We start from the raw sequence: 15296 nt of genomic DNA, 5'->3' as shown, positions 1-15296 counted from the left end.
TGTTATTTGAACACATTGTCGTCAATGCCTTTGTTGATGGTATATGAGCTAAAAGTTATTTCAGCTTTCCCCTTTTTCTTTTTGGAGGCATCAACAGGTTTTTTGGCAGATGTACCATCATCAAAATCAAAAGTTACTCCCTTTGGCAGTTTATAATCCTTTGTATTGAAAGAGAACACAACCTTATCAGGCAAACCGTATTCGGTATATTTTCCATAGGTCATTTCCAACTCATAACTACCATTTTCTCTTGTGGTTGTTTTTGCTTTCTTAATAACCAGATTGGTTTCATCAATATATAAAGTAGATAATACAACATCAGCATTGTCATCTTCCGGCAAAAGTTTTATTACCCTTACAGCTTTACCTCCAATCTTATCTGTACCTGCATCTATCACTGAGTATTTGTTACTGCTTAAAATACTATTGAGGTTAATATTAACAGCTCCTTTTGGCACAAATGATAAACCTTTTTCATTCTTTATTTTAAGTTTATCCGGCTTTTTAAAATAGATGGTAACATTGGCCACAGGTACTTTTAGAAATGCAACATTAGTCTTCATTTTTCCGGAGGCCTGATAATTATTTACTTTATCTATTTTAGCTTTTACTTTTTGCAGCAATGATTCCGCATCTTGTGACTGCACAAAACTTGATATGAGCATTACTGTGCATAAAGCGAAAAGAGGCATTAATATTTTTTTCATCTCCAATGATTTACGATAAAATATCTTTTTTTCTGAATACAATAATGGATAGCGATACAAATGCTATAATATGTCCCACAAGAATCAGCAGACTGTTTCGAATAGCCGGCCAATTTTCCAGACTTCCTTTGATCGGCTCCCCTTCTTCAGTTGAACCAATGTAGAAAAAGCCTTTCCAGCCAACGAGGTAAGATGTAAACAAATATGGTTTTACATTTCTATCAATTACAGGTACATTAATATTTGAAATAATAGTACATACAATTACAATACAAACAGTAGCAATGATAGGGCCGATGGAATTTTCTGCAAAGATGGATAAGAACAAAGACAGCGCCGCTATTACCGTTAATGCAACAGTTGCATATGCAAAAGCAGCAAAGTATCGCCACATGATATCGTCTTTGGTTATTTGTAAGATCAAAGAATCTTCTCCTTTTACCCGAAAGATGAGCATATCATCCGCACCAAAAATTAAAAGGCTCAGGAACAATGCACTGATGGCCATCCACAGTAACAACAAAATAGTGAAAATGGTTGCTGCGGCAAATTTCACCAATATCAATTGTGTTCGGCTGATTGGTTTACTGATAAGTAAACGAAGCGTACCCATATTCGCTTCACCACTAATGGAATCAGCAGCAATCAATGCAACCAATATTGGCACCTGAACCAACAAGGTGTTCAATATGATGTAACACATGAAATAACCATTGATAGCTTTTACCTTATCCAGTTCGAAACTATCACTTACACTTTGTAGAATCAGATCCATATAACTCTGCCCATCTACCTTAAATGCAAACTGAAAAATAAATGCGATGGCCGATATGGCTACAAACGCAATGTAGGTACGTGGACGCTTACTTATTTTAAATAACTCAATTTGTAAAAGCTTCCACATGATTGGATCTGGTTGTGAGTGATAAAAAATAATTTTCTAAAGAATGGCTTGAGTTGATCGATAGTACTTCAATGCCCATTTGTACCAGATCAAACGTAAGTGCAGGAACTTTGTCTTTATGCATCTTTAATTGTAACGCATTATTAGATTGAAGAAAAACTGACCATTGTGTTTGTTGTAGCTTTTCTTTTGCAGCCGCATTGTTGGTTGTTTCTATTTGTATCAGAGAATGAGCAGGATCTAATAATTCAGCAACATTGCCTTCTACAATTTTCTTTCCTTTGTCGATGATGATCATCCTGTTAGCGATCAATTCAATTTCACTTAATAAATGAGATGATACTACAACAGTCTTTCCCATTTCTCTGCTCAATCTTAAAATTAAATTCCTGATATCAGCAATTCCTTGAGGATCTAAACCGTTAGTTGGTTCATCTAAAATGATAAGTTGAGGATCGTGTACCAAAGCAACCGCAATACCCAAACGTTGCTTCATACCCTGACTATATGTTTTTGCTTTGCTGTTTGCTCTGTCTGCCAAACCAACCATCTCCAATTGGTCCATCAACAAAGTTCTACTGACTTTAATACCACTCATTTTGGCAAAAATTTTCAGGTTATCGTAAGCAGAAAGGTATTTGTAGAGATCCGGCTTTTCAATAACTGCACCAACCTGCCTTAAAATTTGTGAACGATGCGTTGTAAGATTGTTACCAAAAATATTGATCTCCCCTGAAGTTGGCTTGATAAGGGTAAGCAACATTCTGATGCTGGTACTTTTACCTGCACCATTTTGCCCTAAAAAGCCATAAACATCTCCTTGATTAACGGAAAACGATAAATTATCGACCGCAGTAAGATCATTAAATTTTTTAGTAAGATTTTTTACATCAATAATCAGCGACATGAGAAAGAATATCAGCAAAGGTAAACCTCGCCGCTTATAAATAAGGATAATTTGTTATTCTTTTAACAGTAATGCTTTATCGGGATTGACATATTCATTCAGTGTCTTTACATAATCGTGAAAAGCACCAATACCCTTGGGGGTTATTTTACAAATTGTTTGCGGATAATTGTTTTTAAACTGTTTACTTACATCTATGTAACCGGCTTCCTTCAATTTATTGATCTGTACACTCAAATTACCGGGACTTGCCCCGGTTTTTTCCTTCAAAAGACTAAACTCCGCCTCCTTGATGGCCGTTAATGTGCTAATCAACGCCAGCCTTAGTTGGGCGTGTAATATAGGGTCTAAGTCTTTGAATATTTTATCCATAAATAAATTTCAAATATAAATTAGTCTATTATATAAACCAAATTAATTTATTGTTTTTCTTGTAGGGGTAGTCGTTAGTAAAAGGGGTTTCTTTATCATTTTAAATCATTGATAATCATACAAATATGAACATATTGGTTAGATAATAACTTTCTAGTATCCGTCAAAAAACTTATTAACATTGTCCAAAATTTATTTTTTTATGTGGGTCAATTTTGTACTTTAGCAATAGAATTTAATGGGTTAGTAAGTACAAAGAGCTGTCAGAAATGATGGCTCTTTTACTTTTAATAAACTCCTCAAAAAATATTTTTCCGTATGCAGATAAAAATATTTTTTCTGCATACAACCTTTGCTTTCAATTTTTATTCTATCCTGAAACAATTCTATTCTACATTCGTATCTCTAAATTTTAATTTCGTCAGATGAGTAAAACTAAGTCGGCATTTTTTTGTCAGAGTTGTGGATATGAAAGCGCTAAGTGGTCGGGTAAATGTCCGAGCTGTAATCAATGGAATACATTTGTAGAAGAAGTTGTTGTTAAAGGAAATGACAAAAAAGAAAAAGACGAATGGAAGGAATATAGCGGAGATAGAAAAGTAAAAACGATTTCCATTAATGAGGTAAGCAGTGCAGAAGAAAAAAGGATCATTACAAACGATGGAGAATTAAATCGTGTATTGGGTGGTGGAATTGTAATGGGAAGCATTGTTTTGGTTGCCGGCGAACCAGGTATCGGTAAATCAACTTTATTCTTACAAATAGGCTTGCAGTTAAATGATATTGTAACATTATATATAAGTGGTGAAGAAAGTGAGCAACAGGTAAAAATGAGGGCAGATAGAGTTGGTGCAAAGAGTGAAAATTTTTACTTGCTTACCGAAACAAATACACAAACTATTTTTCAGGAAATAAAAAAATTAAAACCGCAACTTGTAATTGTAGATAGCATTCAAACATTACAATCGCCTTTCGTGGAAAGTGGTTCAGGCAGTGTAAGCCAGATTCGTGAATGTGCTGCAGAATTACAACGATTTGCCAAAGAGACCAACACGCCTGTTTTCTTAATTGGTCATATCACAAAAGACGGAAATATAGCAGGGCCAAAGATCCTGGAACATATGGTGGACACGGTTTTGCAGTTCGAAGGCGATCGTCATTATGCCTATAGAATTCTGCGTACTTTAAAGAACCGTTTTGGCTCTACGGCCGAATTAGGTATTTATGAGATGACAGGTGAAGGTATGAGAGCCGTAAGCAATCCGAGTGAAATTTTAATAACACAAAAAGAAGAACAATTAAGTGGTATTGCTATTGCTGCAACCATTGAAGGAATGCGTCCGTTATTAATTGAAGGGCAAGCATTGGTAACACAAAGTGTTTACGGAACACCGCAAAGAACTGTTAGTGGATTTGATTTAAGAAGACTCCAATTACTATTAGCCGTACTCGAAAAAAGAGGAGGCTTTCATTTTGGCGTAAAAGATGTTTTTGTAAACATTGCCGGCGGATTAAAAGTAGAAGATCCATCCATTGATCTTGCAATAGTATGTGCATTACTAAGTAGTTATGAAGATGTGCCTATCAATCAACATTATTGTTTTGCAGGTGAAGTTGGTTTAAGTGGAGAGATAAGAGCGGTAAATAGAATTGAACAACGCATTGCCGAAGCTGAAAAATTAGGTTTCGAAAAGATCATCGTAAGTAAATACAACGCAAAATCTTTAGGAAAACTTAAATTCAATATTGAAGTAGTGCCTTTGGCGAAAGTAGAAGAGCTCTATCAATATTTATTTTAATTCTAACGAAACTCCTAAACCTCCTAAACAAAAACCTTTTAATTTTTTAGAATACGCTAAACCATTAAAATGTTATCAGTTCAAAAAGTTTTTGCAAATGCATTGCATCTTTTCTATCCGCATATATGTACAGGTTGTGGTAGCGATCTAATCAATGGAGATCATTTACTTTGTTTAAAATGTATCAATAATTTACCGCATACAAATTTTGCAATGCATGCCAATAATCCGATCGAAAAGATATTTTGGGGCAGATTACCCCTTGTGGCGGCAACAAGTGAGTTCTATTTTGCCAAAAGTTCCCTTATTCAGCAACTGATTCACCTACTTAAATACGACGCAAACAAGGAAATCGGCATTTATTTGGGAGAATTGATGGGAAAATCGCTCCAAAACACCAATCGGTTCAGAAATATTGATGCGTTGGTGCCCCTCCCCCTGTTTCCCGACAAAGAACGTAAAAGGGGATATAATCAGGCAACGGTAATTTGCGAAGGAATGTCTAATACAATGAACATCCCAGTGTTGAATAATGTGGTGGTTCGTCAAAAATTCACCGAAACCCAAACTAAAAAACACCGTACCGAACGTTGGGAAAATGTTGCCGAAAGTTTTGTTGTACAAAATGAAAATAAATTAACCGGAAAACATATTTTACTGGTAGATGATGTGGTAACGACCGGTGCTACTTTTGAAGCCTGTGGAAATGCTTTATTAAAAATTGAAGGATTACAATTAAGCGTTGCATCGCTGGCTTATGCAGCTAAATAATTGTTGTTGAAAGTTTTAGTTTAAATTTGAAAAATGATTAGAAAGGGACTTCATATATTTTGCTCATTGCTCATTGCTTTTTGCCTACTATTAACTTCCTGTAAAAAAGATTCTTTCATTACCAGCACTAACGCAAAACTATCAACCAGTGTTGACAGTTTAAAATTTGATACTGTTTTTACTTCAGTAGGATCTATCACTCAGTTTTTCAAGATCAATAATTTAAACGATCAAAAATTACTCCTCAGCAAAGTAAAGTTAATGGGCATTGATACCTCTGCATTTACCATAAACGTAAACGGTATTGCTGCACCTGAGGTAAATAATATTGAAGTTGCTGCCAATGACAGCATCTATATTTTTGTTACTGTAAATATTGATCCAACTTCTGCTAATCTTCCATTCATTATACAAGACAGCATTCAAATACAATATAATGGCAACACTCGTTATGTGCAGCTACAGGCGTATGGACAGAATGCACATTTTTTAACCGGGGAAACAATAAATTCCGGCACAGTAAGCTGGACAAATGACAAACCATATGTAATATTAGACAGCTTAAAAATTAATGCCGGAGCAGCACTTAGGATTTTCGATGGTTGTAAAATATATTTTCATGCAAATGCACCTTTTATTGTTGATGGTAGACTTGTTGTTTTGGGAAAAAAGGGCAATGAAGTAATTTTTTCAGGTGACAGGTTAGATGAAGGCTACAAAGACCTTCCTGCAAGTTGGCCGGGTATTTACTTTAGAGAATCCAGCAGCAATAGTATTTTAACTTTTGCAGTGATTAAAAATGCCTATCAGGCTGTAGTGTCCTTATTACCATCTTCTCCCAATCCGACAACGACAAAAGTAACGCTGCACCAATGCATCATTGATAATGCATACGATGCAGGTATACTTTCTCTTGCCAGTAGCATAAAAGCAGACAATACTTTAATCTCAAATTGCGGCACCAACGTTAGTCTTTTATACGGAGGTAATTACACATTTACAAATTGCACTGTCGCATCTTACGGCAATAGTTTTATTGAACATAGAAATCCTGTACTTGCAGTTACTGATTATAATGCAACTGATGACCTTAATGACTTGACTGCTACATTTACCAATTGCATTTTCTGGGGTGAAAATGGAAGTGTAAAAGACGAAGTATTTGTAAATACTAAAGGCGCCCTTTTTTCGGCTGAGTTTATAAATTGTATCTATAAAAGAGAAACTACTGATCCTTTATTTGCAGATTTTTCAAGTTCAGTTGCATTTAGAAATCAACCGCCTTTGTTTGATAGCATTAATGTGAATAGAAGATATTTTGATTTTCATATTTCGAATCCGAATGCCCCAAGTTTCCAATCAGGTGCACCCATCTCTATCCTTTTACAGAAAGACCTTGATGATAATGACCGAATTGCCCCTTTCGATATCGGCTGCTACGAAAAACAATAACACTCTCTTCGTTGTTATAAATAAAAAAATTATGATAAGATTATTAACCATCGCAGCACTATTAATTTCATCTTGCGGTCAAACAAAAACAATTCCTATGGACAAACAAATTATATCAACAGATACAACACATACTATCTATAATTTCAAAGCAGAAGGTTTAGATGGCGGCACTATTAATTTCGCAGATTTTAAAGGAAAAAAAATATTGATCGTTAATACCGCATCCGAATGTGGTTATACTTATCAATACGAAGGGCTAGAAGAATTATATAAAAAATACAAAGACAAATTAGTGATCGTTGGTTTTCCTGCAAATAATTTCGGCGGACAAGAACCCGGCAGCAACACCGAGATTAAAGAATTCTGTAAAAGAAATTATGGTGTGTCTTTTCCAATGGCTGCTAAAATTTCTGTAAAAGGAGATGATACAGCACCTATCTACAAATGGCTTTGCAGTAAAGCCGAAAATGGTGTTTTAGATGCCGAGGTAAAATGGAATTTCAATAAATTTTTGTTGGACGAAAACGGACACCTCATTGCCTACTTCCCTAGTAGCGTAAAACCAATGGACGAAGAGATCGTTGGTAAATTATAATGAATTAAGTTTGCAGCAATGCAGTTCAAAGAGATCATAGGTCAGAAAAACACCAAAGAACATTTGGCAGAAATGGTGCAGCATAACAGACTGAGCCATGCTTTATTGTTTTTAGGAAAGGAAGGAAGTGGTGCCTTGCAATTAGCCATGGCCTTTGCACAATATATTGTTTGTGAAAAAGCCAATGGAAAGCAAGATCCAGGCCCTTCTCTATTTGGAGAATCAGAACCGTCCATGGATCGTGGACCATGGACCGATAGCTGCGGCACCTGCCCCGCCTGCACAAAAGCACAAAAACTCATTCATCCCGATATCCATTTTTCTTACCCGGTCATTACAAAAAAAGCCGGCGAAAAGCCCATCAGTGCAGATTTCATCAACGAGTGGAGAGAATTTATTTCCATTCAACCCTATGGAAATGTATTTGACTGGCTTCAGTTCATCGGGGCAGAAAATAAGCAAGGCAATATTTCCGCACAGGAATGTACCGAGATCATAAAAAAACTCAACCTCAAAAGCTTTGAGAGCGAATATAAAATACTCATCATGTGGCTGCCCGAATTTTTGGGCAAAGAAGGTAATAAGTTATTAAAGTTGATTGAGGAGCCACCCGCCAATACATTATTTATATTGGTTGCAGAAAACGAAGATCAGATATTGCCTACTATCATTTCCCGTACACAACTGGTAAGAATACCTGCTCTTTCCAATTTGGAAATTGAAGCGGCGCTTGAATTAAGAGCCGGTGCCAAAATAGAAACGGCCCAACAAATTGCCCTTTTAAGCGAAGGCAATTACCGTGAAGCGCTGCAATTATTACAACATGCTGAAAGCGATTGGCAAACCGTTGTAAGGGAGTGGTTGAACATGATCGTTAAACGAAATACCGATGCTCAGGTTAAATGGATCGAGAGCATCAGCAAGGAAGGACGTGAAAAACAGAAGCAATTTCTCAAATATTTCATCCATCTTATAGAAGATGCTATCAGGCTCAGTGTTATAAATACCCCCGAAAATTCAAGCGCTTACAATGATTTTTGCCTCCGTTTCAATAAAATTTGCAGTATTCACCAGCAAGAAGCCATAATCGAAGAATTGAACCAGGCCATCTACTATATAGAGCGTAATGCCAACCCAAAAATGCTCTTCCATGCACTTTCCATTAAGTTCTACCACATTATTGCCAACAATTCGCTAATTTTGGTCAATTGAGGTAGAGTTTTTGTGGTAACGAACTTGCAGTTGTGTGATAAATTTATTTTTGATACCAGCTTTAGTTTTTCATAGCATCATCGTTGTGTCACTCACTTGTACGGCAAATCAATATGGATCTATCATTGCCGAGTATGGATATACAGTAAAAGGGTGCGACGCCAATGAAGCCGAATAGTAGTACAAAAGCCTGGTACATAAATATCTCCTCCTCAACTTTTCATTTTTAATTCTTAATTTTTAATTACCAAAGAATATGGGTTGTGGAAGTTGCGGAACAGGTAAAGACGGAGCACCGGGTGGCTGCGGAAGTCATGGCAGTTGCTCAAGCGGCGGTTGCAATAGAATGAATGTACACGATTGGCTGGCTAATCTGCCTTTTGCCGATCCTGAAAGCAGTTGCAAAATTGTGGAAGTAAGTTTCAACAATGGAAGCCGAAAAGATTATTTTAAAAATCCCTCTACAAATTTTTACGAAAAAGGCGACCTAATTGCTGTTGAAGGCGTTAGCGGTTTTGATGTAGGTAGTGTAAACCTCACAGGAGAGTTGGTGCGTTTACAGTTGAAGAAAAACAATATTAAGGAAGACAGTGCAGATATAAAAAGAATTTTACGCCGTGCAAACGAAACTGATCTTACAAAACTGAAAGAAACCAAAGCAAGAGAAAGAGATGTTATGATCCGCAGTCGTGCTATTGCAAAGCAATTGAACTTGCAAATGAAAGTAGCGGAAGTAGAAATACAAGCCGATGGCAGAAAAGCTACTTTTTTTTACATTGCAGATGACAGGGTTGATTTTAGAGAATTAATCAAAATATATGCTTCTGAATTCAAAGTAAAAGTTGAAATGAAGCAGATAGGTGCAAGGCAGGAAGCCGGAAAAGTAGGCGGAATAGGCTCTTGCGGCCGTGAACTTTGTTGCAGCACCTGGCTCACAGATTTCAAAAGTGTCAATACAAATGCAGCACGTTACCAGAACTTAAGTATTAATCAAACAAAACTAAGCGGACAATGTGGCCGTTTAAAATGTTGTTTGAATTATGAACTGGATACTTATTTAGATGCATTGCAAAATTTCCCGGATGATTGTGATATGATTGAAGTAGCTCGTAGCCGTGCGTTTTTGGTAAAGAAAGATATTTTCAGAAACTTGATGTGGTACACTATGCCGGATAGCAATAAACAATATCCGCTGACCATTGAAAGAGTTTTAAAAATAAAAGCACTTAACAAGCAAGGCATCAAACCCGAGGAACTAGAAACTGTAGAAGTAGTGAGCAAAAAACCTGTGGAAGTTGAACCAACTTATGCAGATGTTGTAGGACAGATCAGTTTACGTAGTTTGGAAAAAACAAGCCGCAGAAGAAGAGATAATGAGAGAGGCGGAGAAAACAGGCAAGGAGGAAACAAGCAAAGAGGCAATGAACAGAGACCACAACAAGGAGGGCCTCAGCAAAACAGACCTCAGCAAGCGAACAGACCACAAGGTGGGCCTCAACAAAATCGTGGTGGGGAAAACAGGCAAGGAGGTAATAGGCAAAGAGGCAATGAACAGAGACCACAACAAGGAGGATCTCAACAAAATAGACCGCCACAAGCGAACAGACCACAAGGAGGACCTCAACAAAATCGTGGCGGACAAAATCAACAAAGGCCAAATAATCCACAGCAAGGTAACAGACAGGGGCAACCGCAAAACAGGCCGCCGCAAAAACCTGATCAAGGCCCTGCTAACACAGGTGGAGAGAATAAATAATTACTGAATGTCAATAGTAGTCAATAATCTTACTAAAATATACGGCACTCAAAAAGCCGTAAACAATATTTCCTTTACCATTAACAAAGGAGAAATAGTAGGATTTCTTGGTCCAAATGGTGCCGGCAAAAGCACTACAATGAAGATCATCACCGGGTATTTATCGGCAGATAACGGTAATGCACAAGTTTGTGGCGAAAACGTAAGCCCTGACTCACTTTCAACAAAAAAGAAAATTGGATATTTACCTGAAGCAAATCCTTTATACTTTGATATGTACGTGAGAGAGTACTTAGAATTTGTAGCAGGTGTACATAAAATTAAAAATGAAAAGATAAAAATTAAAAATGCTATTGAAACGGTAGGATTGTTACTTGAAGCGAATAAAAAAATCGGGCAACTAAGCAAAGGATATAAACAACGGGTAGGCCTAGCGGCAGCATTAATTCATGATCCCGAAGTATTGATATTAGATGAACCAACGAGTGGTTTGGATCCAAATCAGATCATAGAAATAAGAGAGGTCATTAAAAAATTAGGGAAAGACAAAACAGTTCTTTTCTCCTCTCATATTTTACAGGAAGTAGAAGCTATTTGCGATAGAGTGATCATCATCAATAAAGGAAATATTGTAGCGGATGATCAACTAAGTAATCTTCAAAAAAACAAATCTAATAACCACACCGTATTGGTTCAGTTCAAAGAAAATATTGGTATTGAAACCATCAAATCGCTAAAAGAAGTAACAAAAATAGAGCAACCTCAAACTTCCAACTTCAAACTAACAACCTCCAATCCGGAGAGTGTGCGTAAACAATTATTGGAATTGAGTTTGAAAAATAACCTTAACATCGTTTCTTTGCAGAGTGAAAGCTCCAGTTTAGAGGATATTTTCCGAAATTTGACAAATTAAAAATTTATTACATAAATCATAAATAAAATAGAAAATGAGTTACATCGCCTCCATTCATGCAAGACAAATTTTAGATAGCCGCGGTAATCCTACTGTGGAAGTTGACGTATTAACAGAAAACGAACATTTAGGTCGTGCTGCTGTACCAAGTGGTGCAAGTACCGGTATTCACGAAGCTGTTGAATTAAGAGATGGCGATAAAAAATATTACGGTGGTAAAAGTGTGTTGAAAGCTGTTAAAAATGTAAATACAGTTATTGCTGAAAATTTATTGGGTTGGGATATTGCAGATCAAACAGGTATTGATGCCGCTTTGATCGCATTAGATAAAACACCAAACAAAAGCAAATTAGGTGCTAACGCAATGTTGGCTGTAAGTATGGCTGTTGCTAAAGCTGCCGCACTAGAAGCTAACCTTCCTTTGTACAGATATATCGGTGGTACCAACGCAAAAATTTTGCCTATTCCAATGATGAACATCTTGAATGGTGGTGCACATGCTGATAATAAAATAGATTTTCAAGAATTCATGGTAATGCCTGTTGGTGCAAAAACTTTCAGCGAAGGCTTAGCATGGGGCGTTGATATTTTTCATGCATTAAAAACTGTATTGAAGAAAAAAGGCTTCAGTACGAATGTTGGTGATGAAGGTGGATTTGCACCAAACATCCAAAGCAATGAAGAAGCAATTGAAACTGTATTAACTGCGATTCAAGCTGCAGGTTACAAAACTGGCAGTCAGATCATGATCGCTATGGATGCAGCAAACAGTGAATTATGGAATGCAAAAGAGAAAAAATATATCTTCCATAAAAGCGATGGTAAAAAAATGACCAGCGATCAATTGGTTAAATTCTGGGAAAGTTGGGCTAAACAATACCCTATCTGCAGTATTGAAGATGGTATGGCAGAAGACGATTGGGCAGGTTGGAAAAACTTAACTGATACTATCGGTAAAAAAGTTCAGTTAGTCGGTGATGATCTTTTTGTAACAAACGTTACCCGTTTGGAAAGAGGCATCAAAGAAAGCACAGCTAATGGCTTACTTGTTAAAGTAAATCAAATTGGTACGATCACCGAAACCATCAACGCAGTAAGCATGGCACAACAAGCCGGTTACAATACAATTATGAGTCACAGAAGTGGAGAAACAGAAGATACAACCATTGCTGACCTTGCAGTTGCATTGAATTGCGGACAAATTAAAACAGGTTCTGCATCACGTACAGACCGTATGGCAAAATACAACCAATTAATTCGTATCGAAGAAATGTTGGGAGATTCTGCCATTTATCCAAAAGGAAAAATTAAATTTGGTAAATAATTATTAGTTTCTAGTTTTTAGTTCTTAGTTAAGTAGTATAATGAGTTGAATAGATTTTCAATTAAAATGCTCCCAACTAAGAACTAAAAACTGAGAACTAAAACAAATGAAAGTAGCCAAACAAATATTATCCATTCTGAAAAACAAATACCTGATAGCAGGTGCTGTTTTTTTAGCTTGGATGTTTTGGTTCGACCCTAAAGATATTCCCTCCAGTGTAGCTCGTAGTAAAAAGTACTCTGAACTTAGAAAAAGTGAAGCTCATCTGAAAGACTTGATAGTTGATACCAAACTGGAAGAAAATCAACTAAAAAACAATGCCCAAACCATTGAAAAATATGCCCGGGAAAAGTATTTGATGAAAAAAGACAACGAAGATCTTTTCGTAATTGCCCCTGCAATAAGTAGCAAATAGTATGATATGGGCAATAATTTATCCTTTTCTGCGTTTTAGATACGAATTAAGCTATTTTTCAACCCCTTAAAAATTTCTATGCACAATTTTAAGATTGAAGATCTTGTACAATATCTGTACAACGAATCTTCTACCGAAAAAGCTGCTGCTATAGCGGCTGCATTAGAAACGGATTGGAGTTTACGTGAAAAATATGAGCAATTACTGGATGGTCAAAAGAACCTGGAAAAGCTCAATTTTTCGCCCCGAAAAAAGGTAGTGAATGCTATTCTTAGCAACGCTGCGGTTCCGGTGGGTGAACTTACAGATGAAGTCTAACCGTTTTAAAAGTATTTAACCTTAAATTCGTCACGCCTTGAGCGTGACGATTTTTTTATGACTAAAAAGGAACGATATCAATACTTTACGAATTATTTTCTGGAAAACGCTCCAAATGCAGAAACAGAGCTGAATTACGAAACTCCATTTCAATTACTCGTAGCCGTGATCTTATCTGCCCAATGTACAGATAAACGAGTAAACCTTACCACGCCTGCCCTTTTTGCAAAGTTTCCCGATGCTGAAAGCATGAGTAAAGCCAGTTTTAACGAAATTTTTGCATTAATAAAAAGCATCTCATATCCCAATAATAAATCTAAACAACTTATCCACATGTCTCGTATAGTGTGGGAAACCCTCTCCGGGCAGATTCCCATGACTGTTAATGAGTTAATTTTGTTACCGGGTGTTGGAAGGAAGACCGCCAATGTAATTACATCGGTAATTGACGGTCAACCTAACATGGCTGTTGACACCCATGTTTTTAGAGTGAGCGCAAGAATTGGTTTAACAACCAATGCCAAAACTCCTTTAGAAGCAGAAAAACAATTAATTACGCATATAGAAAAACAGTATGTGCACAAGGCTCATCATTGGTTGATCTTGCATGGCAGATATATTTGCACAGCAAGGAGTCCTAAATGCAACGAATGTGGCCTAAAAACCGTCTGTAAATACTATACGCAAATTGTTAATAAACAATAGCCAAATTGTTAATAAGTAGAACTATTACAATTATTTGTTGTTACTTTAAACAACCAAGTGATTGACTTATTTCAATTATCCTTAAACAAAACCGGTTTTAAAATTTATTATTAAAGTAGGATTTCTATGAAAAAAACAGCAATTTTTCTAAGCCTCTTGGCTTTGCTTATGAGTGCATCCGTTAGCTCCAAAGCACAAGGTGGGTATTATTTCTTTGACAACGACTACTACGACACCGATTGGATCTACGAGCTCGGCGGCTCACTCGGTGGCATGAACTGCCTTACCGATCTGGGGGGGCACAAAGGTATAGGTAAGCCTTTCCTTAAAGATCTTAATTTTGGAAACAACCGTTTTGCTATGAGCGGTTACCTTAGTGCACTTTACAAAAACAAAATAGCCATTAGGCTTGAAGGAACTTTCGGAACGGTAAAAGCCTACGATAGTGTATTATATCCAATACGAGATAATTCGGGTATGCGTTACTGGAGAGGCCTTCATTTTAGAAGCAAAATTTCTGAAATCAGTTTAATTGCCGAAATACACCCTACTTATATTTTTATTGATTGGGCTTCGAGAGATAGGGAGCCACCAAGAATTTCTCCATACATATTAGCAGGTGTTGGTTATTATCATTTTAACCCACAAGCACAAAACTCAGCAGGGCAATGGGTGGATCTTCAACCGTTAAGTACGGAAGGACAGGGATTTGCTGAATATCCTCAACGGAAAAAATATAAATTAAATCAGATTAGTTTTCCTGTAGGGATTGGTGTTAAATACGAATTATCTAGCGTATTCAACTTAAGAGCTGAAATTGCTCCACGTATTTTAAGAACAGATTATTTAGATGATGTAAGTACAAGATATATTGACCCAGCATTATATGCAAACTATTTTGCCGGTAACAGATTGGATAATGCGAAAGAATTGAATGACAGAAGAGCTGAAGTACTTAATAACCCTGTTTATATCAATCCCAAAGGCGGTCAAATACGTGGCGATCCAAGAGATAAAGATGCTTTCTTTACTTTCATGCTGAAACTTGGAATTACATTTGGTAGAGAAAGAATAAACTAAAACAATAAAGAATATTTTAAAAAGGTTCCGAAATAATTCGGAACCTTTTTATTTTTGAATTAA

The 15296-nt window shown here is 36.6% G+C and carries 17 protein-coding genes; 13 read left to right on the top strand and 4 right to left on the bottom strand.

The annotated features are described in order from the left end of the window. Window positions 1-2 precede the first annotated feature (2 nt). Genes ACQ33O_RS05100 through ACQ33O_RS05085 form a run of 4 tightly spaced genes read right to left on the bottom strand, consistent with a single transcriptional unit; the run spans window position 3 to window position 2890 of the window. Window positions 3-707, bottom strand: coding sequence for a LolA family protein (locus ACQ33O_RS05100; protein WP_430994486.1), 705 nt, complete (start codon window positions 705-707; stop codon window positions 3-5). A gap of 10 nt (window positions 708-717) precedes the next feature. Next, window positions 718-1611: an ABC transporter permease gene (locus ACQ33O_RS05095; protein WP_430994485.1), complete on the bottom strand. Its 894-nt coding sequence runs from the start codon at window positions 1609-1611 to the stop codon at window positions 718-720. Next, complete coding sequence (locus ACQ33O_RS05090) at window positions 1589-2518, bottom strand: ABC transporter ATP-binding protein (RefSeq protein WP_430994484.1); 930 nt, start codon at window positions 2516-2518, stop codon at window positions 1589-1591. Before ACQ33O_RS05090 ends, ACQ33O_RS05095 begins: the two co-directional genes overlap by 23 nt. Before the next feature lie 54 nt (window positions 2519-2572). Then, window positions 2573-2890, bottom strand: coding sequence for a winged helix-turn-helix domain-containing protein (locus ACQ33O_RS05085; RefSeq protein ID WP_430994483.1), 318 nt, complete (start codon window positions 2888-2890; stop codon window positions 2573-2575). A 425-nt stretch (window positions 2891-3315) separates the two neighbouring features. Here ACQ33O_RS05085 and radA point away from each other — a divergent pair, with 425 nt between their 5' ends. The 13 genes from radA (at window position 3316) to ACQ33O_RS05020 (ending at window position 15233) form a co-directional block, all read left to right on the top strand. Further along, a complete protein-coding gene (radA, locus tag ACQ33O_RS05080; protein WP_430994482.1) occupies window positions 3316-4689 on the top strand; it encodes a DNA repair protein RadA in 1374 nt (457 codons plus the stop codon). 69 nt (window positions 4690-4758) lie between these two features. Continuing rightward, complete coding sequence (locus ACQ33O_RS05075; protein WP_430994481.1) at window positions 4759-5460, top strand: ComF family protein; 702 nt, start codon at window positions 4759-4761, stop codon at window positions 5458-5460. 33 nt (window positions 5461-5493) lie between these two features. Then, window positions 5494-6912: a hypothetical protein gene (locus tag ACQ33O_RS05070; protein ID WP_430994480.1), complete on the top strand. Its 1419-nt coding sequence runs from the start codon at window positions 5494-5496 to the stop codon at window positions 6910-6912. 31 nt (window positions 6913-6943) lie between these two features. Beyond that, window positions 6944-7510, top strand: a complete 567-nt coding sequence (locus ACQ33O_RS05065) for a glutathione peroxidase (RefSeq protein WP_430994479.1) — start codon at window positions 6944-6946, stop codon at window positions 7508-7510. Window positions 7511-7528: 18 nt separating this feature from the next. After that, window positions 7529-8722 carry an ATP-binding protein gene (locus ACQ33O_RS05060; RefSeq protein WP_430994478.1) on the top strand — a complete coding sequence of 398 codons (1194 nt, stop codon included), beginning with the start codon at window positions 7529-7531 and terminating at the stop codon, window positions 8720-8722. A 49-nt stretch (window positions 8723-8771) separates the two neighbouring features. Next, window positions 8772-8900, top strand: a complete 129-nt coding sequence (locus tag ACQ33O_RS05055; RefSeq protein WP_430994477.1) for a hypothetical protein — start codon at window positions 8772-8774, stop codon at window positions 8898-8900. 78 nt (window positions 8901-8978) lie between these two features. Beyond that, entirely contained in the window at window positions 8979-10478 is a 1500-nt protein-coding gene (gene ricT, locus ACQ33O_RS05050) for a regulatory iron-sulfur-containing complex subunit RicT (RefSeq protein ID WP_430994476.1), read from the top strand. A 7-nt stretch (window positions 10479-10485) separates the two neighbouring features. Further along, on the top strand, window positions 10486-11391 hold the full coding sequence (gene gldA / locus ACQ33O_RS05045) for a gliding motility-associated ABC transporter ATP-binding subunit GldA (protein WP_430994475.1): 906 nt from the start codon (window positions 10486-10488) through the stop codon (window positions 11389-11391). Window positions 11392-11425: 34 nt separating this feature from the next. Next, window positions 11426-12715 (top strand): phosphopyruvate hydratase, encoded by a 1290-nt coding sequence (gene eno, locus ACQ33O_RS05040; RefSeq protein ID WP_430994474.1) that lies wholly within the window; start codon window positions 11426-11428, stop codon window positions 12713-12715. A gap of 106 nt (window positions 12716-12821) precedes the next feature. Continuing rightward, window positions 12822-13130, top strand: a complete 309-nt coding sequence (locus ACQ33O_RS05035) for an FtsB family cell division protein (protein WP_430994473.1) — start codon at window positions 12822-12824, stop codon at window positions 13128-13130. Between the two features lie 78 nt (window positions 13131-13208). After that, window positions 13209-13448, top strand: a complete 240-nt coding sequence (locus tag ACQ33O_RS05030; protein ID WP_430994472.1) for a hypothetical protein — start codon at window positions 13209-13211, stop codon at window positions 13446-13448. A gap of 57 nt (window positions 13449-13505) precedes the next feature. After that, window positions 13506-14153 carry an endonuclease III gene (gene nth, locus ACQ33O_RS05025; RefSeq protein WP_430994471.1) on the top strand — a complete coding sequence of 216 codons (648 nt, stop codon included), beginning with the start codon at window positions 13506-13508 and terminating at the stop codon, window positions 14151-14153. Between the two features lie 126 nt (window positions 14154-14279). Next, on the top strand, window positions 14280-15233 hold the full coding sequence (locus tag ACQ33O_RS05020; protein ID WP_430994470.1) for a hypothetical protein: 954 nt from the start codon (window positions 14280-14282) through the stop codon (window positions 15231-15233). The last annotated feature ends 63 nt before the right edge of the window (window positions 15234-15296 follow it).

Origin of the sequence: Ferruginibacter sp. SUN002 (genome assembly GCF_050611725.1) — a bacterium.
Lineage (GTDB): Bacteria > Bacteroidota > Bacteroidia > Chitinophagales > Chitinophagaceae > Ferruginibacter.
The sequence above is the reverse complement of the archived record's forward strand: the minus strand, read 5'-3'. Positions and strand labels throughout refer to the sequence as shown.